The 19,704-nt window shown below is 56.5% G+C and carries 16 protein-coding genes and 1 CRISPR repeat array; of the genes, 6 read left to right on the top strand and 10 right to left on the bottom strand.

Annotation, left to right across the window (positions count from 1 at the left end):
• Positions 1–132 precede the first annotated feature (132 nt).
• Both DDT56_RS20750 and DDT56_RS24635 read left to right on the top strand, forming a co-directional pair.
• Positions 133–807 carry a TorD/DmsD family molecular chaperone gene (locus DDT56_RS20750; protein ID WP_136168286.1) on the top strand — a complete coding sequence of 225 codons (675 nt, stop codon included), beginning with the start codon at positions 133–135 and terminating at the stop codon, positions 805–807.
• 144 nt (positions 808–951) lie between these two features.
• A complete protein-coding gene (locus tag DDT56_RS24635; RefSeq protein ID WP_136168285.1) occupies positions 952–2,046 on the top strand; it encodes a 4Fe-4S binding protein in 1,095 nt (364 codons plus the stop codon).
• A gap of 455 nt (positions 2,047–2,501) precedes the next feature.
• A CRISPR array of direct repeats spans positions 2,502–5,763; the repeat unit is 29 nt; unit sequence CGGTTTATCCCCGCTCGCGCGGGGAACAC.
• An 84-nt stretch (positions 5,764–5,847) separates the two neighbouring features.
• Here DDT56_RS24635 and cas2e read toward each other — a convergent pair.
• From cas2e to casA, 7 genes are read right to left on the bottom strand one after another with little or no spacing between them, the layout of a single operon-like run.
• The gene (cas2e, locus tag DDT56_RS20740) at positions 5,848–6,141 is read right to left on the bottom strand and encodes a type I-E CRISPR-associated endoribonuclease Cas2e (RefSeq protein ID WP_136168284.1); all 294 of its coding nucleotides are present in this window, start codon (positions 6,139–6,141) and stop codon (positions 5,848–5,850) included.
• Entirely contained in the window at positions 6,142–7,059 is a 918-nt protein-coding gene (cas1e, locus tag DDT56_RS20735) for a type I-E CRISPR-associated endonuclease Cas1e (protein ID WP_136168283.1), read from the bottom strand. It lies immediately after the preceding gene.
• Positions 7,060–7,085: 26 nt separating this feature from the next.
• The gene (gene cas6e / locus DDT56_RS20730; protein ID WP_136168282.1) at positions 7,086–7,736 is read right to left on the bottom strand and encodes a type I-E CRISPR-associated protein Cas6/Cse3/CasE; all 651 of its coding nucleotides are present in this window, start codon (positions 7,734–7,736) and stop codon (positions 7,086–7,088) included.
• Positions 7,736–8,470 carry a type I-E CRISPR-associated protein Cas5/CasD gene (gene cas5e, locus DDT56_RS20725; protein WP_136168281.1) on the bottom strand — a complete coding sequence of 245 codons (735 nt, stop codon included), beginning with the start codon at positions 8,468–8,470 and terminating at the stop codon, positions 7,736–7,738. The genes cas6e and cas5e overlap by 1 nt, the downstream gene beginning before the upstream one ends.
• Before the next feature lie 9 nt (positions 8,471–8,479).
• Positions 8,480–9,541: a type I-E CRISPR-associated protein Cas7/Cse4/CasC gene (gene cas7e / locus DDT56_RS20720; protein WP_136168280.1), complete on the bottom strand. Its 1,062-nt coding sequence runs from the start codon at positions 9,539–9,541 to the stop codon at positions 8,480–8,482.
• 3 nt (positions 9,542–9,544) lie between these two features.
• Positions 9,545–10,180: a type I-E CRISPR-associated protein Cse2/CasB gene (casB, locus tag DDT56_RS20715; protein ID WP_136168279.1), complete on the bottom strand. Its 636-nt coding sequence runs from the start codon at positions 10,178–10,180 to the stop codon at positions 9,545–9,547.
• Positions 10,164–11,705, bottom strand: a complete 1,542-nt coding sequence (gene casA, locus DDT56_RS20710; protein WP_136168278.1) for a type I-E CRISPR-associated protein Cse1/CasA — start codon at positions 11,703–11,705, stop codon at positions 10,164–10,166. The genes casB and casA overlap by 17 nt, the downstream gene beginning before the upstream one ends.
• Positions 11,706–12,431: 726 nt before the next feature.
• On the opposite strand from casA, the gene DDT56_RS20705 reads away from it, so the two are divergent.
• Both DDT56_RS20705 and DDT56_RS20700 read left to right on the top strand, forming a co-directional pair.
• On the top strand, positions 12,432–12,704 hold the full coding sequence (locus tag DDT56_RS20705) for an AbrB/MazE/SpoVT family DNA-binding domain-containing protein (protein ID WP_136168277.1): 273 nt from the start codon (positions 12,432–12,434) through the stop codon (positions 12,702–12,704).
• The gene (locus DDT56_RS20700; protein ID WP_136168276.1) at positions 12,704–13,069 is read left to right on the top strand and encodes a type II toxin-antitoxin system PemK/MazF family toxin; all 366 of its coding nucleotides are present in this window, start codon (positions 12,704–12,706) and stop codon (positions 13,067–13,069) included. Before DDT56_RS20705 ends, DDT56_RS20700 begins: the two co-directional genes overlap by 1 nt.
• A gap of 88 nt (positions 13,070–13,157) precedes the next feature.
• Here the strand turns inward: DDT56_RS20700 and cas3 are convergent, their stop codons facing one another.
• The 3 genes from cas3 to DDT56_RS25005 are packed head-to-tail and all read right to left on the bottom strand — an operon-like array spanning position 13,158 to position 16,755.
• Positions 13,158–15,878 carry a CRISPR-associated helicase Cas3' gene (gene cas3 / locus DDT56_RS20695; RefSeq protein WP_136168275.1) on the bottom strand — a complete coding sequence of 907 codons (2,721 nt, stop codon included), beginning with the start codon at positions 15,876–15,878 and terminating at the stop codon, positions 13,158–13,160.
• Between the two features lie 38 nt (positions 15,879–15,916).
• Positions 15,917–16,618: a bactofilin family protein gene (locus tag DDT56_RS20690; RefSeq protein WP_246856837.1), complete on the bottom strand. Its 702-nt coding sequence runs from the start codon at positions 16,616–16,618 to the stop codon at positions 15,917–15,919.
• A gap of 2 nt (positions 16,619–16,620) precedes the next feature.
• Positions 16,621–16,755 (bottom strand): hypothetical protein, encoded by a 135-nt coding sequence (locus tag DDT56_RS25005; protein WP_256373233.1) that lies wholly within the window; start codon positions 16,753–16,755, stop codon positions 16,621–16,623.
• Positions 16,756–17,015: 260 nt separating this feature from the next.
• On the opposite strand from DDT56_RS25005, the gene DDT56_RS20685 reads away from it, so the two are divergent.
• Both DDT56_RS20685 and DDT56_RS20680 read left to right on the top strand, forming a co-directional pair.
• Positions 17,016–17,951 (top strand): aminoimidazole riboside kinase, encoded by a 936-nt coding sequence (locus tag DDT56_RS20685; protein WP_136168274.1) that lies wholly within the window; start codon positions 17,016–17,018, stop codon positions 17,949–17,951.
• Between the two features lie 180 nt (positions 17,952–18,131).
• Positions 18,132–19,679: a carbohydrate porin gene (locus DDT56_RS20680; protein WP_136168273.1), complete on the top strand. Its 1,548-nt coding sequence runs from the start codon at positions 18,132–18,134 to the stop codon at positions 19,677–19,679.
• Positions 19,680–19,704 lie beyond the last annotated feature (25 nt).

The raw sequence follows: 19,704 nt of genomic DNA, 5'->3' as shown, positions 1-19,704 counted from the left end.
ATCCGGGCGCTTTATAGCATTTTTTCTGATTGGCTGAATGGCAAGCGCTTAGTTACGGGAGCTGGCGAAGTCCGGGAGAGCATATCCGCCCGGACCGCCAGTGGTGTCGTCATCGGAAAGCGGGTGGATCATATGCGGGAATACGCTGCGCTCATAACCAATCGTGAAAATTTATACCGATTACTGGGGCGTCTCTACCAGGCCGAAGTGGATAAGTCCTTGCTTGGCCGGATGGTGGAACTGGGTTTCCCCGCCGAGTGCGACGAACCCGAACTGAGCGGGGGATATCATATGCTTGCGGCTTATCTGCAAAATTCCGGCCCGGATCCCTTGACCGACCTGGCGGTAGACTATGCGGCGGTTTTCCTGGGGGCGGGCATTGCCGAGGGCACTGTCGCCTACCCCTACGAATCGGTTTATACCAGCCCGGAGCGGCTGGTCATGCAGGATGCCTGGGAGCAAGTGGTGTCATTATACCAGGCTAAAGGATTGAACAAGGCCGGGGTACTGGATATCCCGGAAGATCACATCGCCCTGGAATTTGAGTTTATGGCGACCCTGTGCCGCGATAGTGGGCAGGCCGTTGCCGCACTGGACCTGCCGGGCGTTTCCGCCAGCCTGCGGGAACAGCAGAGGTTTCTTGCGCAACACCTGCTGAATTGGGTTCCTGCGTTCTGTGCCGACATCCAGAAGTGCGCTAAAACGGACTTTTATAAGGCTATTGCGTGTATCACCAATGGCTATTTACGCCTTGAGCAGATCCTTATTGAGGATTTGATCCACGCAGTGGGGGATTATCGTTCGTAGGCCGTCCAGCTTAGCCCTGTCTCGGCCCGTAAGGCGGTTAATCCGGTGTCCTTATGGCGTATTTAGGCATCAACGCGTCTGAATCGGGATTTAAGGCGGCGGCCGTCACCGCACGGACGCCGGCGACCATAAAGCGGGCCGACTATGATGAATCAAGCTCAAGCCGGAGGCGATACGACACCCGGCTTATCGCCATCAATCGTCATCGTCCGGGAACGTTGTACTCATTACCGGCATGCGGCGTCAACCTGCTCGCGCTGCTCCTCGGCCTGCCCGGTTGGGGCGATAAAACTGTCTGAAAACTATCCCCTATTGTCGCCGATGGTTTGTACGGCGTGCGGCGCCTGTGCCGCCGAATGCTCAATGGACGCGATAGCGTTGCAAACGCCTACCGACCGCGCGCTGGCCGCGGACATCGCCGTGACGGCCAGCCGCTGCGGCACGGTCACGCTTGCCTGTAAACAGGCGGCAAATGTATCGCCGAAGTATCTGTCCGTCTCCTGCCTCGCACGCCTCGATCCATCTTTGCTGCTCCAGGCGCCCGCCAACGGCGCTCTGGAGATCAGAATGTTCACAAATGATTGCGGCAGGTGCCCCGCGGGGAATATGACTGCCCACTTGCACACCATGAAAGCCAAGGCCGAGGAAGTTGCCATGGCGCTTGGTGTTAGCCTGCGGATTTCGGTCGATATCTCCGCATCGGATATTGATTTTTCCCGCCGAGCCTGGTTCACCAAATTGCTTGGCAAAGGAAATGGCCTCGAAGGGACGATAACCGTTGCGACAACATTCCGTGACGTTGCTTCCGACCCTGGCGAAACCGCCGTCCGGCCGACGGAAAAGCGCCGGCGTTTCGTCGCATCTTTACGTTCGCTGGCCGAGCGGTGGGAGGGAACCATCAGCAATACCACCGCACTATTCCCCTCCCCTGAACTTGATACGGAGCGGTGCGTCGGATGCGCGCTGTGTGCCGACTGTTGCCCGACCGGCGCGCTGGCGTCCGAAAACGACGCCGGGATGCTGCGTATCACCTATAATACCGCTGCCTGCACCGCCTGCGGCCTGTGCGTCGATGTGTGCTACCGCCAGGCGATCGCCTTTTATCCGGCTGGCGATATCGGCAGCATTCTTGCTCCCGAGCCGCGAATACTGATAGAACGACGCGTAAACAACGACCTTTTGTCATCCTGCGAAGACAAAATAAGCGCTCTTTTAGGGACGCAGATCTACCGTACGTAGCCAATTGACAGGGAGCAGCGCACGCTGGCCGCGGGGTTTGCCAATCGCGTAGAAGATGTCGGCACGGCTACTTCGGGCAGATTATCGAGCACAATATGGCTTTCCCCCCAGTAATGGAAATAATACCGACCAGCCGCCATAACAACCGCGTATGATATTGATCGAAAAGCGGATCATATCGTAGGCCGCAATAATCGCCTTACCGTAGGAAGGATGCGGAATTATACGCGGACCACAATAACGCCGCTGGCCGGAATAACTCCTGCATGCGGCGGATCAAGCTTTCCGCCGGAAACCGCGCCTAAAGGTGGGGAGTAGTTTATTACGTCTAAGGGTGTCTTTGCTAAATCTCCATCGTCGTGATGGCGTTGTTTTCGATAACGCGGAAATTATCGGGTTTATCCCCACAGATATGGGGAACGCGGCGGCATAGTCAGGCAGAGCCACCATTCGATCGGTTTATCCCCGCTGACGCGGGGAATACGTTCGACAGCCTGATCCTGCTCTCGTTTACTGCGGTTTATCCCCGCTCGCGCGGGGAACACGCGCGTTGTCAACTGAGTGAGCGAATTCTGACCGGTTTATCCCCGCTCACGCGGGGAACACTGATGTTGTTGTGAGAGCCAGGGAATATACTGCGGTTTATCCCCGCTCGCGCGGGGAACACTATACAGTGGTCGTTGGTCGGTATACGGAACACGGTTTATCCCCGCTCGCGCGGGGAACACTCACGAACAAATACCCGCGCGCGTAAGTTGTCCGGTTTATCCCCGCTCGCGCGGGGAACACGATGAGACCTGATTTAGTTAGAATTTTATAGGCGGTTTATCCCCGCTCGCGCGGGGAACACGCCCTATTATGCGGTCGCGTTGATTGCGTGCGCGGTTTATCCCCGCTCGCGCGGGGAACACTTTTACTAAGGTTGAAAATTTGGGAGACATACCGGTTTATCCCCGCTCGCGCGGGGAACACAATAAAAATTAGGGTGATTAATAACACCGTATCGGTTTATCCCCGCTCACGCGGGGAACACAGGCGAACATTATCGGTATATACTGTGATAGACGGTTTATCCCCGCTCGCGCGGGGAACACTCTTTTTTAGCCTCATCAATTGCTTTATGAACCGGTTTATCCCCGCTCGCGCGGGGAACACAAGATAGCGCCTAGCCACTCGTATTTATTGGCCGGTTTATCCCCGCTCGCGCGGGGAACACAACAATATAATCCTGAATAATACTCATATTACCGGTTTATCCCCGCTCGCGCGGGGAACACTGATCCTGGTTTTTAGGAGCTGAGTTACCAACCGGTTTATCCCCGCTCGCGCGGGGAACACACTAGCATCAGTATCACGGACGGCTGGGCTGGCGGTTTATCCCCGCTCGCGCGGGGAACACGCTGCGGTTGCGGCCTCAGTTTGTTTCCCAGCCGGTTTATCCCCGCTCGCGCGGGGAACACCGCCTCAGTCTCCTCTGAAGATAATTCAACCTCGGTTTATCCCCGCTCGCGCGGGGAACACAAGGTGAAGCTGAAAAGCAAAGTAACCTCGCTCGGTTTATCCCCGCTCGCGCGGGGAACACCTATGTACGTTTATACAGTAAATGAGAAAAAGCGGTTTATCCCCGCTCGCGCGGGGAACACGTCTCCGGTAATCTGTTGGTGGGGCAGCGTTGTGGTTTATCCCCGCTCGCGCGGGGAACACCGACATCCGGTCGCCCGAGCAATTAGATGGAGCGGTTTATCCCCGCTCGCGCGGGGAACACGATGAGGCTCTATGGGGCATGGGTGGGACATTCGGTTTATCCCCGCTCGCGCGGGGAACACTTGTTAGGTCGTTTTCAAACTCAAATAGCACCCGGTTTATCCCCGCTCGCGCGGGGAACACATCCCATCGGTCAGCACTCGCGCCATGTCACGCGGTTTATCCCCGCTCGCGCGGGGAACACGTCAGCATTGCGCCACAACTTAACACCGTTTACGGTTTATCCCCGCTCGCGCGGGGAACACGCGGCAATCAGTTCATCATCGTCTTTAATCGGCGGTTTATCCCCGCTCGCGCGGGGAACACTAATACAATCTCCTGTGCTGCTGCTGATGGTCCGGTTTATCCCCGCTCGCGCGGGGAACACGTGTGGTGATACATATCCCGCTGATATGAACGCGGTTTATCCCCGCTCGCGCGGGGAACACAAATCACCGTCAGTAACGATCTGAACTAAGCGCGGTTTATCCCCGCTCGCGCGGGGAACACAGCAAATCTTCCGCGACGACGCCCGATAATTTCGGTTTATCCCCGCTCGCGCGGGGAACACGTTCCCGGCTAGATCCAAATATCCACCCAACGCGGTTTATCCCCGCTCGCGCGGGGAACACCAACTGGCGCGTCGGACGTACCCCCGGCAGGACGGTTTATCCCCGCTCGCGCGGGGAACACGTCGATACTGTCCTGGAACGAGTCGATTGTAACGGTTTATCCCCGCTCGCGCGGGGAACACCGTAATACTGGAACAAGATTAGCATTAATATCCGGTTTATCCCCGCTCGCGCGGGGAACACGGAAGAACTGTGGGGCGTTGATGGGGTTAAAACGGTTTATCCCCGCTCGCGCGGGGAACACGGTGAATATATCCAGGCCGGAATCGATTAGCTCGGTTTATCCCCGCTCGCGCGGGGAACACAGCCACGGTCACGTTAGATTAGTGAATAATTCCGGTTTATCCCCGCTCGCGCGGGGAACACCAGTACCCAGCGATTCACCGCTCATCCCCACGCGGTTTATCCCCGCTCGCGCGGGGAACACGGATTGGATCATTTCTTTCAGTGGCTGGGAAACGGTTTATCCCCGCTCGCGCGGGGAACACCTCTTCGATTTTTTCTTCCAGCTCTTCGACTGCGGTTTATCCCCGCTCGCGCGGGGAACACGACCGTGACAGCCTTATTGCCTATGCCGAGACCGGTTTATCCCCGCTCGCGCGGGGAACACAAACGAATACAGTGAGGTGTCTATCGCACAACCGGTTTATCCCCGCTCGCGCGGGGAACACGCCAGTTGGCAACGGGGCCGCACCGAAACCGGCGGTTTATCCCCGCTCGCGCGGGGAACACAAATCCTCACTAAACCGGAAGATATCCTCGACCGGTTTATCCCCGCTCGCGCGGGGAACACGTCGAACCGGCCAGTACGTTATACAACGATACCGGTTTATCCCCGCTCGCGCGGGGAACACCGGCGTGGTGTCCATTGACATTAACGGTAACACGGTTTATCCCCGCTCGCGCGGGGAACACTACCTCCAGGATTTCCAATTTTTTATCGGTGACGGTTTATCCCCGCTCGCGCGGGGAACACTAACTTGATGTTCCCTTTCATCATCCCGAACGCGGTTTATCCCCGCTCGCGCGGGGAACACATAAACGCAGCCGTCAAAATATTTAATCTGTTCGGTTTATCCCCGCTCGCGCGGGGAACACAAGCACAAGCGGAAGGTTCGGCATTTCATTGGCGGTTTATCCCCGCTCGCGCGGGGAACACCCTGATGATTGGGCGCTGGTTCCGCGTCAGATCGGTTTATCCCCGCTCGCGCGGGGAACACGCATATCTTTCTAGCTTCACGAATCCCACTAACGGTTTATCCCCGCTCGCGCGGGGAACACATCTCTTGGAAAGAACAATCTTGGGATTCTTACGGTTTATCCCCGCTCGCGCGGGGAACACTCTAAAAGTAGAGTATTGTTTTATAAATCCTTTTCCATAGTGAAAAAATCCACCGATTTTTCCTGATTATTAAAGAACGCTAACTTATTGATTATCAATGGGCGAGAAAGACACCAACCGCAGCCCATCCAGATCCACCGGCATACGGCGATTTTCTCCCCAGGTTTGAAACTCAAAGCCGGATTCAGTGTTGGTCGCCCATGCCATCACCACATTGCCTTGCTCGGTGAGTTCGGTAATCTGCTGCCAAATCATCTCCCTTACCCGCTGTGATGTGTCGCCGACGTAGACGCCCGCCCGCACCTCCAGCAGCCAAATCGCCAGACGCCCGCGCAAGCGGGGCGGAACATTTTCCGTGACTACCACCAGCATGCTCATTCAGCTATTTCCCCGATGGCCGCTATCGCCAAACGGCTTTGGCTCTGGGATCGCCGGCGGTTGTGCGTCGTCCGGCGGCAACGGCGGAGTGATGCCGCCTGCGGAGAGTACTTCTTCAATCAAGGGGATCAGCCTGCCGAGCGTTTTCTGGCTGCGGAAAATATCGCGGCAGGCGAGACGCACCTCGCGATCGGGCTCGGCAGGATTGCGGGCCGCGATCTCGAAAGCTTTGGGGACCACGCCGTCAAACTTGATGATATCGGCAATGTCATACACAAACGAGAGCGATTTACCGCTGTGGACAAAGCCGATAGCCGGCGCATAACCCGCCGCCAGCACCGCCGCCTCCGTAATACCGTACAGGCAGGCGGTAGCGGCGCTAATGCACTGGTTGACTTTGTCGCCCCGCGCCCAGTCTTTTGGATCATAACGCCGCCCGTTCCACTTTACGCCATACTGCCGCGCCAACAACGTGTAGGTCTGGCGCACTCTGGCGCCTTCAATACCCCGTAACTGATCGACTGAACGTCGGCTCGGCGCAGGCTCGCCAAAGCGCAGCTCGAACATTTTCCGCACCACTTTCAGGCGCAGATCTTCGTCCAGAGCCAGTTTGGCCTGATAGAGCAGCTTATCCGAGCGCGCGCCGCCGGGCTGCCCGGCGGCATATAACCGTACGCCCGCCTCACCGACCCAGACTAGCAGCGTTCCCACCGTGGCCGCCAGCCGCACCGCGGCGTGAGAAACCCGCGTACCGGGCTCCAGCATAATACAGGCAACCGAACCAACGGGAATATGGGTGCGAATCCCGGTTTTATCCACCAGTACAAACGCGCCGTCAATGACGTCAATTTGACCGTATTGCAGAAAAATCAATGAAACACGATCTTTCAATGGGATTGGATTTAAGGGGACATACATCGTCAAACCTCCCTGTATGGCGCGAATTACGCCGGTTTCAGCAACAGCAGCCCGCACCCCAGCGCTTTGCTTTTCCCCAGCCCACGCCGGACCGCCTCGGAAAATCGTTCGGCATCCGTGATATGTAATACGCCGTCGTAATCCACGCTGCTAAAGGCAATCGCGGCGGACTGGCCGGGTTTGTGGAGACGGTGGCGCCGATATCCGTCCACCCGACACGGCGCTCCCACGGTAAAACCCGCTTTTTCTCCCTGTCGATGTAGCCATTCACGCGCGCGCTGCTGCTGGTGCTGCCAGAGTTCCACGCCGTGCAACCCTGCCGATTTTCCCTGCTGCCGGGCATCCATCAGCACATCATTGCGCTTTCCTTCACGCGTCACCACCGGATTGGCCCGCAGCGAAAACACCAGCGATATGCCGTTATGCCACTGCGGCTGGTAGGGCTTGGTTTCTATCCGAAACAGATTATGGTCAGCCTGCGGCGGCTGTTCAGAGAGCAGATAAAACACGCTTTCCGTCTCGTGCGCTTCTTCACGGTACAAAAACTGGCGCCGTTGCTGCTGCGGGAAAAGCTGCCACAGCCACTGGTGGCTGGCATAGCCGCCCGCATTCAGCCGCTTTTCCTCCATGACGCGCGGTAAGCCGGAAAGCCGCAACGTTATTCTGGAAAAATACATTATTCCTCTCCTTTCCAGTGACCGGCATATTGCATACGGTAACCGAACTGCCAGCGCCGGCGATCGGAGGGCCGATCGTTACGCGATATCCGCAGCGACGGCGTCAGCCCCGTATCGCTCGTTTGTTCCCAGTAGCACAATCCATCCGCATGATTAATCGTCAACAACGCCGGATCGTTGAGCGCCGGTTCCCGGCTGGCCTGTTGCCAGACCTCGGCCAGCGTGCCTGAAAGCAGGTGAGGCGCCAGCGGGAGCGCCGGCGGGCAGCTTTTACGCCCGAAATAGAGCGTAAACACCGGCGACAGCAGCGCCTGACGCAGCTCGCCCAACGAATAGGGCGCGCCCGGCGTTTCGCTGATGGCGATATGGTAATAGGCATCGCAGCGATACTCGCGCGAGGTGAGCATGGTTTCCAGAGATTGTCCGGCCTCCGGCCGCAGTTCATCGCGCCGGGTATGGCGCGGCGCTTTGCGGTTTTCTTTCGGCATCTGCACCGTGTGGTAATCACTCAGCCAGGTTTCACGCCCCGACAAGGGACGCACCGCCACCTGGTAATGTTGATTGAATCTGTGCAGCGCATCGCGATCGTCACGCCGAATACCCAACGCCGCCGCCAATAGCCCCAGCAGCGCCGATCGGCTCGGCACCGTAGCGGTATGACGCACTTCACCGACCGCCGCCTCCCCCCACGACACCAGCGGGGCGTAGATCTGGAAGACCAGATAGTTGTCCATATCGCTCTCCTACCGGCTGATAAAATCCAGTAATCCTTGCAGCGTCCCGTTCCCCGCTTCCACATCCAGTTCGTAAGACTGGCCGCCCTGTACCGAGGCATAAGCGCCATCAAATTTGGCCTTTTGCCGACGCAGCAGATTAATGGCGTCTTGCACCTGATCGTCGCTGCGGACGGGTTTAAAGAACGCGACGGATAGCGTACGCGGCTGCGCCGTTCCTTTTTCCGCTAACGCATAGGAGGCATACGCCCGGCTGGCGAAGCTGTTTTGTTTACCGCCCGGCGAGACGGTCAGCGCCGTTTCCGTCAGAGCGCGCAACGTGCGTTCCACCAGCGTTTCATCGTTATTCAGGTTTTCCAGCAGCAAATCGCGGTTAATGCACAGGTAGTGATACAACAGCGATGACGCAAAGCCCTGTTCGCCCATATGCGCCGATCCACTCTCTTCCGCCCTGTTCAGGTCATCCACCGCGGTAAAAAAGTCATCTTCAATGGTCACCGCGCTAACGCCCAGCGCATGCGCCACCTGACAGGCCGCTTCGACATTGAATTCGGGGCTGGAGGCCAGCATTCTGCCAAACAGCGCGATATCGACGCTGGTGGCATCCTTGCGCAATAGCGCCAATTTGTCGACGGTGGGTTCACGCGATTCCGCCGCCAGACGGGAAATCAACTGGTCGATCCGTTCCTTTTCCTGCACGCTGAGGTGCGCCAGTTGCTCAATCTCATACTTCTCCAGCGCATCCTTACTCTCCTTTTCCTCTTTCTTCAGCTTGCCGAACCGGGCGGCAATGCTCAGCGCCGCCTTATCCGCCAGCTTCTCGCTCAGGCCCGCCGCCGTAAGCCTGCCGTACACCTCCCGACCCAGCCGCCGGCTGCGGGTGCCGATATGTCCGTCAAGCGCCTCTTCAAACACTTCAGACGTGCGCCATGCCCGCTTCAGGCTTTGTGAGGAGACGCGCAGGCGCTCAACGCCGCCGACAATGGCGGTTTTCGGTCGGCCCACATCGTCGCGATTCAGGTTGGAGGAGGGGTAGGCGGTTAAAAAATGGAGCTGGATAAAAGTCGTCATCGGTTATTCCTTGTCTGATGGTTCAGCTGTGTTCGTCGGGTCTTCAACGCCTGAATCCTGGGAAGCCTGCGCGTATTCGCACGCCCATCTCACCGCATTGCGCCGCAGCGGATTAATATCCGGCGCACGGTTTTCCTGACGCGCGCGCCATTCATCCGCCCACAGGAATATGCCGTCCGCCAGCGAGGGCAGATTCACGCCGCTGTCGCCGCGTATTTTTACCGCGCGAAAAAGCTGGCGGTATAGCTCATCCGGCGTCGCCGCCCGTTGCAACCGTTCAAAACGCAACGCGGAGAGATAAGCGCGATCGCTGCCTTGCGGCTTCTCGCCCAGTTGGGCGGCAAAGCTTTTCGAACTCTTCGCCACGGTGTTTTTTGCCGCATGCGCCGCGACGGAAACGAAAATGGATAGCGCTATAATGCGGGTTTCGTTGGTCAGTTGCCGGCTCAGCGATGCCGCCAGATGGTGATAGCCCTCGCAGGTCAATACCCCATAGGGCGCGTTGGCCCGGCGCAGTTCCGCACGCCGCGCGCGGCCGTTATACGCCGGGTTGTGGCGGTTTTGCAGCCCTTCAAACCAGCGGTTAATCTTGCCTGCATCCTCTTTGGTGATCACCCGAAAATCAGCCGTGTTCGCCATCAACAGCCTCCTGCATTTGAGTAATATTCCGTACCGCCTTTTGCTTATAGAAAAACGCGGTCATTTTTTTACGCGTATTGGCCGCTTTCACCAGATCGCGGCGTTCATCCGGGTTGGCGAATACGCGGGCGTCATAATTGACCAGCAGGTAACGATACAGCGACTGTTGCCAAGTCTTCAGCGCCGCTACCGGACTGGCGTTCCTCTCCAACGCCTGACAAAGCCGCATAAAGGCCGGTTGAGTTTCCTGCCAGAAAGCGACGTCAATGGCGCTGAAATCTCCGCTGACGTCTTTCGGACGCGAAAACCAGGCTTCCTTAATCGACTGCCGCAACAGCCCCACGCTGTCCCGCGCCAGCTCCACCGCCAGCACCAGATAATCCTTATGTTCCCGCAGACTATCGCGCAGCAGCGGAACGCGATGCTCGTACCAGCAACGCGCTTTCATATTGTCCATGTCATAGCCAAAACACCATAATCCGGCTTTCCTCGCTTCACGCCGTGACGCATTCTGCACCACCACCGTGGCCGGAAACGTCCTGTTGAGCTTGTCCTCCGTCCCGACAATAAGACCGAGCCAGTCGCGATACGCCAGCCCACCCGGCTGGCCTTTGAGCGACAGCAACGGCGCCGCGTCATCTTTCAACGCCCGCCGATAAGGAGTAAGCGGGTGCCGCCAGCTGTCGTACTGAATACCGTAGTTTTTGCTGCGATAGTGCGTGAGCAATGATGTGGATTCCACGCCGCACAGGTCGCACTCGCCCGGCTGTACGCTGGTGAAATCCAGTTCGATGCGGCGCGGCATTCCCCAATAGGCCTGTAACGGGTGCGCGTTTTCCGGCGTCAGCGGCGGATGCGATCCGTCGCTGGTCGACGTAGCGGTCAGCCAGGGAAAAACCGACGCATCGACGCCACCGGACGGTATCACCTCCCGCGTGACGACGTTCATCCAGAGTTTTTTCCACAGCGGCAGGCGAACGTCATCCGGCATCAGCAGCGTGGTGATTGGCCCGCCGCCGCGCATCCCGGTACGGTGCCCCTGCCCGCCAGACGGCGCGTTGGTTTGCAGCGTGTACAGCGCCATCGCCGCACAGTGCGGACATACGGCATTGACCGTGCCGCGTTTGATAAAGTGATCTTTATTCAGTTTGAGGGTATTGCCGCCGGGCGCTTCGATCAGTAAAGCGGATATCGCCGCCGCATCGCAGTCGAGCGTATCGAAATCCTGCATAAACGCAGGCTTCCGCGCGCCAAACCACATCGCCGGCGACAGTAAGGCCAGCGCCTGCGGCCAGCCATCGCCAAGGCCGTCTTGCCAAATCGCTTCCCACGCCTCGTCATCGGCGGGAGCATAAGCGGTTTGTAATAAACCAATAAGCAGTTGATAGGCGGCGCCCTGAAAATCGGCGCGCGGCCAGGCGAGATCGATAATGTCGTTGTCGGCGAGTTGCTGCGGGGAAATTTTGTCAATCCGACCGTCCGCATACACGGCGGGTAGCCATCGGCTTTCAATCAATGAAAACATTATTCCTCCTGGACGTGCCGCCTCCGTGCGGCGATGTTCTATTGTGGTAACGCCACTAACGGCTATTTTTTAACCTATTCAACAAGCTACGCCAGAGAGACCGGTCACGTTTCTGATTGATTGCAGGATCCAGCGGCATAAGATTCGGCGGAGACGGTGCCACCTGGGAGTGATAAATAGTGGTATTGGTAACCTTGATCGACACAAGAGCCAGCATATAGGTGTTCCTTCTATGATGGTTTGATTTATACGGAACACACTATTCAGATGAAGGGAATCAACCGATCCATTACGCGCGTGTGCCGTGTTGATTACCTGAACACCGCTTTTTGGCTAAATTACGAGCAATGTTTAGGTATTGGGCATTTTTAGCTCAGCGTCGGCAAGAAGTAAAGAAGATAATAGAATAAGTCTTTCTAAAAAGAATTTAGAGTCTGTTTCACTAAAAATTCTCTTAATTAAGTTAGACTCTGACAGTTCCCTCTATTGAGAGGGATAAACCAATAATGGAAACAGTGTTCCATCACTTCCCCGCAACCGCGGGGATAAACCGCATGGATGCGGCATCGCCAGCAAAATCCGCCGCCAGATAACATATCCTCTTGCCTGCCGTTATCCATCAGTTTGTAATGACGTTATGCCCCACAATTGCTGGAGCCAGGTTAATTGACAGGTAACTACAAAGTGCTACTGTGTTCCATAAAGTAGCACTACAAAGAGGCTAATATGCAAACAGTAAAAATTCGCCAGCAAGGCGGAGCCTTAATCGTCACCATCCCGCGTGATTATGGCAATGAACTGGGATGGGAGGTTGGAACGGAGATCACTATTGAACGCCATGGTGAAGGGATAAATCTGCAACCCGCCAAAAGACAACCGCGTGGCAAGTTCACAGTAGAAGAACTATTGACTCAAATCGATAGTGAAGAGATTGCCGCGTTCAACCAAGACATCAAGGCGTTTACCGATGCCGTGCCAGCAGGCAAGGAATACTGGTAATGGTTGGAACCCGTATTCCCCAAAAAGGCGATATTTGGCATTTTAGCCCCGATCCCGTTTTCGGCCGGGAATTAAAAGGCGATCACTATTGCATCGTCATTACTGAAGAAGCATTGAATGCGGCGTTAGGTGTCGCTATTTGCTGCCCTATCTCAACCAAAGCCGAAGCGGCGCGTTCCGCCGGAGTAACCGTCGCTGTTACCCCAATGGATACGGACCGTGGTGATTTACGCGGTGTTGTCCTGTGCCATCAGGCCAAGGCAATAGATCTCATCGCCAGGGGAGCCTCATTTGAAACGGTAGCAGAAGATGTGCTCACACAAGATGTCATTATTAAGTTGATCAACCTTATTGACCCACAATAAGCCCCTATTCAACTAACCTAACAGCAATAGAGAATCCGACCTCCTGAATAATTTCTTCAGTTGACAATGTTTTTATCCGCTAGCTGTATCACCTCTCCTGAATACCCAACCCTATCCTGTCACTATAAAAGGCGTCGCTTTCACCCTCTTTCAACAGCAGGACTTGCGCCGCAGGCCGATGCAGTTGCTGACGAAACCGCTCCAGCGCCTCGCCTTCCAGCACAGGCAGCGATTTTTTATATTTCAACCACCAGCTTTCCCGCACCTGTAAACGGCTTTTTTCCCAGGAAAATTCTTCCGGCGGGGCGTAAGGCAACGGCAAATCGCTCTCTTTCTCCGCCATCCGAGCCAGATAGAGATCCAGCGTGTTTTCCCCCAGCCGGGTGGAAATCTCCACCGCATCGCTCCAACCCGACTCGCTGGACCTGGCGCAGTAGCCATGTACCAGCGCCAGCGATGACTGCCCGGCTATCGACCGCTGGCCGTACCGTTCCCCCAGCACCTTATTAGCGATCGCCTCCAGCGCGGCGGGCACGACGATCTGCTCTTCATAAACGCCGTTAATCAAGGTTCGGGCATCTTCCGGCATCCTGATTGCCCCGCGTTCACGCAGGATAGCCTGCGTGCGCCATAGCGCCGCGTGGTCGGGATACACATAGCCGCTGTTGCGCAGTTCAGCGCCCAGCCAGTCGGCGTCCGCCTCCGGCTGCCATTCCGGCGCCAAGACATACAGCACAGCCGCGGGACGCTCATCGGTCAAGGGTGCTTTATCCCGTGCATTTTTCCGGCGGCCGTCGAGATAACGAATATGCCGCTGTAAACGCCCGGCGCGCTGGATCAGTAAATCAATCGGCGCTAAATCGCTAATCATATTATCCACATCAATATCCAGCGACTGTTCCACCACCTGCGTGGCAATCAGCACTTTGCCTGAACGCTGCGCGGGCGTGCTCTCTTTACCGAACCAGATTAACGCCCGCTCTTCAATCGCCATGCGATCGCAAAAGGCGAAACGGCTGTGAAACAACAGGATATCGTCCTCCGCCACGCCTTGCGCCAGCAGTTGGCGATAGACCGCAATGGCGTCATCCACGGTGTTTCTGATCCAGCATATTGATTGTCCGGCCGCTATCGACGCCTTGATCAGCGCAATCCCTTGTTCTCTGGCGGTCAACCAGCCGATTTTCACCTCACGCTTCACTGCCGGTCGAGTGTCCAGCGCACTTTCCCGCAATCCCTGCCGGTTAAGCTGGGTGAACCACGGATAACGCGCATCGTGATCGGGCTGCCATGCGGCTTCACATGCCATGCCCTGCGCAAAAGCCCGCGTCAGCCTTTCGCGCAGGCTGAGCGGCAGGGTCGCCGTCAGCACGATCGCGCTGCCCCCCTGCCGGGCGTGGAAACCGATCAGATGTTCGATCAGCTTACTCATATAGGCGTCATAGGCGTGGATTTCATCCAGAATAAGGATCTTATGCCGCAACCCCAGCACACGCAGCGACTGATGACGGAACGGCATCACCGCCATCAATGCCTGATCGAGCGTACCCACCCCGACATCCGCCAGCAGCGCTTTCTTACGCGAATCGGCAAACCAGATATTGCAGTCCTTGCCGGCGCTATTCTCATCTTTGCCGTACTGCGTCTGCCCCTGACTTTCGCCGTCCCACAGCGATTGAGTGAAGGTATGCGACATATGGCGCGCACCGTGCGCCAATATCAGCGACGGATTTTGCTCCGGCTGATACAGCGCCCGGTATGCCGCAGCCAATCTTTGATACATGGCGTTGGCCGTCGCCATCGTCGGCAAGGCCACATAAATGCCGCCGCCTTTTTGCTGCGCCATCAGCCGATGCGCCAATATCATCGCGGCTTCGGTTTTCCCCGCGCCGGTGACGTCTTCCAGAATGAAAAGCTGCGGCCCGGCAACGGAAATATCCGCTTTCAGCGCCTGCTGTTGCAGCGGCGTCGGCTGCTGAATAAACGGAAATAACTGCCGTATGTGTTGGAAAGGCGCGGGGGCCGGCGTACGCGGTAAACGCGAGACGACCTTTTCCGCCGTCGGTAACGCATGCTGCCGCCAGTAATCGCTCAGCGACATCGGGTCACTGCGATAGTGAAAATCCTGCCGGCGCGATCCCAGCCAGTCGGCAAGAACGGTCAGCCCGGCCAGCGCCCAACTCTGTTGCTTCAGCGTCGATAACCAGGCTTTATCGGCAAAGCAGGCGGGCAACGAGGAAATCTCGGGGAAAACAGAGGATAAATCATGGAGATAATCTTTAACTGCCAGATAATCATCCTGATGAAACGCGAGTTTTCCTTTGACATCGCGCTCCGGCGGCTTGCCGTGGTGACCGGTTATGATGTTCAGCCAGATATCCAGCGTTTTCTCTGCGATTCCGGATATCTCCTCAAAGGGAAAAATCGCTGGAATATCCTGGCGATTTTCCCACAGCCAGAATCCCAATGAGTCATGCCGCGCGGAGTCGGCCTGTCCCTTATTTTGCACCAGTGGCGAGTCAGGATTGAAATATTTCCGCTGAAAGCCGCGGGCGAATTTCCCGATATCATGCCACGCCAGAAAATAGGCAAACCACAGCGCTACGTCTTCATTATCTAATTCAAGTTCAGAGAATATGTTATTGGCCTGAAAATAATTTTTCTTTAATAACCAATAGCCGCAGGCCGCCACATCAAGACAATGGTAAGGCAGCAGGTGATAATCATCCCCCATTGGCGCATCCGGAGATTTGCCGGCTTTCCCCCAATAACGAAAATAATACCGATCATCTACATCGTTATCCGCCACTTATATTCCCCCCGATAGCATTCCCCTCCCGCCTTACCTTACGCCAGCGGGGAGGAGTCGGCCAGCGCCGCGATATCTTCCCTCTCGGCCGTATCCTGTGGCTTTTGCGCGTAACCAATCTGTTCCTGACTCGGCGTTTCCGGCGTCAGCGGATTTGACCGGCCGATAAATACGCCGCCTTTTTCAATCGACAACTCATCGGAAAAAATCTCGCCGACCATCTTTCCCTGAGCCAGTATGGCAACCGTACCGGCGTAAATGCGCCCTTCGACATCGCCGTTAATAACGATCTGCTGCGATTTCATTTCGCCTTTGATTTTGCCGATGTGCTCCACTTTAATGGTGTTTTCGCACAACACCTCGCCTTCGATATGGCCTTCAACGGTTATATTGCCTTCGGCTTCCACCTTGCCGGTTATCTGCGCGTCCTGAGAGATAAAGGTGTCTTTTTTGACCCGCACCGGACTGACGGAATTAATCAACGCGGCGGGATTGTTTATTTCACTCATCTCCGACGATTTTTCCGCTGTTTTTTTATTTTTATCAAATGAGAACATGAGGTTATTCCTTTTAGCCTTATAATAAAACGCCATCAGCGCAGGTATGCCGATTCCCAGCACCACCGCCAGCGCCTGAGCGTAAAACAGCGCGGGCAAATCCAGGTAAATATCCGCCAGCCAGGCCATCACCAGCAACGCCCACGCCGCCCATAAAACCCATAGCAGATTGTAATTACGCACGGCTACAACGCCGTCTCGCAGCGATATTTATCTCGATAGGTCGTTCGGCGGTATTGATGGTGCGGATAGTCCGCCGACGCGCGGCGGTAGCGCCGGCATCGCAGCGTTTCCGGAAAGATAAGGGGGTGACGGCTCATATCCTTTCTCCTTTTAGCCATTAATCCTGATACCTGACGCCATGCCAGGCTGCTCCTTATCAGGTATCGGATAGAACGCGTTTTTGTTTAACCCGTTGCGGCATTCAGCAGGGATAAACCGTCGTTATAATGGCGAAAGCATGATGCCGATATCATTTTTTACGTCCTTCTCTTACACATCCTTTGTTAATAAGTTGCGTAGCTAAACCGATTCTTCTATTTTAGCAACCAGTTTTAATATCCCTGATAAGAGTAATTTTATGGCACACAAAATTTGGGTGATGGGCGACGCCGTCGTCGATCTCATTCCGGAAGACGCCGATCGTTACCTCAAATGCCCGGGAGGCGCGCCGGCGAATGTGGCGGTGGGCATCGCCAGACTGGGAGGGCGCAGCGCCTTTATCGGCCGGGTAGGCGACGACGTTTTCGGCCGCTTTCTGCAAGAGGTGCTGGAGCGGGAACAGGTGGATACCCAGCACATGATCCGCGACCGCGACCATCGGACCTCCACCGTGGTGGTGAGCCTGGATCAGCAGGGCGAACGTTCGTTTACCTTTATGGTGCGCCCCAGCGCCGATCTGTTTTTACAAGCGGATGATTTGCCCCTATTCAAACGGGGCGAATGGCTGCACCTCTGCTCCATCGCCTTATCCCAGGAGCCTTCGCGCAGCGCGGCTTACGAAGCGATGCAACGCATAAAAGCCGTACAGGGATGGGTGAGTTTCGATCCCAATATCCGTGGGGATCTCTGGTCTGATCAACAGACGCTGCGCGAGTGTCTCGACCGCGCCTTGTCGCTGGCGGACGTGGTCAAACTGTCGCGGGAGGAGCTGGCCTTTCTCAGCGGCGCCGATGAAGTGGAAGCCGGCATCGAACAGCTGATGCAACGCTATCCCATCAGGCTGCTGTTGGTCACCCTGGGCAGCGAAGGCGTATGGCTGCACAACCGTCAGCAGCGGCAGCACTTTCCGGCGCCCTACGTTACCCCGGTGGATACCACCGGCGCGGGGGATGCCTTTGTAGCCGGGCTATTACAGGGGTTAGCCGAGTACGACGATTTATCGCAGCCGGTTTCATGGGACAAGGTTATCGAACAGGCGCAGCTGTGCGGCGCGCTGGCGACCACGGCCAAAGGCGCCATGACGGCGCTGCCGCTGGCGCAGCAACTTCATTCCACCTCGCTGGCCAGATCCTGAACGCCGCATTGGCTTGCTGATACCATTTTGCAGCCAGGATCACAGTTACAGAATCGGGTTAGTGAAATTTCTTGCCAACCCGACTGCCCGCCTTTATTTTCCACTTGAAAAACCGGTTTAGCATTTTAGCAAAACGGACCTCTGTCGATATAAGAAAGCTCCTCCAAGAAGAGAACAAAAATGAAACTAAACTACCTTGCCGTAACAATAGGGTTACTCCTCTCCAGCCCTTTCTACGCGTCAGCCGCCAGCACGGACAGTATTGAAGCCCGTCTGAATGCCCTGGAACAAAGACTGCAAGCGGCCGAACGCCGGGCGCAGACGGCCGAAGCCAGAGCCGAGGCCGCCGAAAAGCAGACCCGGCAACTGGAAGCCCGCACCGCGCAAACCGAACAGAAAACCCAACAGGTTGAGCAACGCGCCACCGCGCTGGCCAGCCGGAAATCGGTTGCCGACGGTTTTGAATTTCATGGCTATGCCCGCTCCGGCCTGTCGATTAATGACTCCACCACCAGTTCAAAAACGGATATCGGTCCAGGCATGTCTCCCGCCGGCCAAACCGGGGGACACATCGGCCGTCTGGGCAATGAAGACGACACCTATCTCGAGCTGAAGCTGGAGCACAAACAGCAACTGGATAACGGCGCCACCACCCGCTTCAAGGTGATGATGGCCGACGGACAGCGCAGCTATAACGACTGGACCGCGTCCAGCAGCGATCTCAACGTGCGTGAAGCCTTCGCCGAACTGGGTTCGCTTCCCTCTTTCACCGGCGTGTTCAAAGACACCACCCTGTGGGCCGGTAAACGTTTCGACCGCGACAACTTCGATATTCACTGGCTGGACAGCGACGTGATCTTCCTGGCCGGCACCGGCGGCGGGATTTATGACCTGAAGTGGACGGACAGCTTCAAGAGCAACTTCTCGCTATATGGCCGCAGTTTCGGCTCGCCGGACGGCTCGGATAGCTCGGAAAACGACGACATTAAAAACTACGTTTTCACCGCCAATAACTATGTCGGTCCGTTCCAGTTCATGCTCAGCGGCATGAAGGCGAAGGATAACGAAGCCCGCCCCAACACCAGCGCGGACGTGACCAATGTGAATGCCGGCGACAAAGGTTATCACGCCATGGTCGCCTATCATGGCGACAGCTTCTTCGGCCTGCGCGAAGGGACATCCAAAGTCGCCGTGCTTTACGGCCATGGGCTGGGAGCGGAAGTCAAAAACGTCGGTTCGGACGGCAATCTGACCAATGACGCCGATACCTGGCGTCTGGCGACCTACGGCACCACCCCGATCAACAAAAACTGGAGCTTCGCGCCGTCGATTCTGGCGCAAACCAGCTCCGACCGCTACGTCGAGGGCGACAGCTACAAATGGATCACCTTCAATGCGCGCCTGATTCAGGAAATCACCGAAAACTTTGCGCTGGCCTATGAAGGCAGTTATCAATACATGGATCTCGATCCCAAGGGCTACACCACGTCGAGCCTGGGCCAGTTGAACAGCGTCAGCGGCGGCTTCTACAAGCTGACCTTCGCCCCGACGTTTAAAGCGGGCGATATCGCCAACTTCTTCAGCCGTCCGGAACTGCGTCTGTTCGCCAGCTACGTGAACTGGGATAAGCGGCTGGATAACTACTCCAGCGAAGACACTTTCGGCTCCAGCGGCTTTACCGCGGGCGGCGAATGGAATTTCGGCGTCCAGATGGAAACCTGGTTCTGATAGCCGGATAGCATGACCGCGCCGG

The sequence above is a fragment of the Brenneria corticis genome, from assembly GCF_003115855.1.
Classification (GTDB): Bacteria; Pseudomonadota; Gammaproteobacteria; order Enterobacterales; family Enterobacteriaceae; genus Brenneria; species Brenneria corticis.
This window is presented reverse-complemented; position numbering and strand designations above follow the sequence as displayed.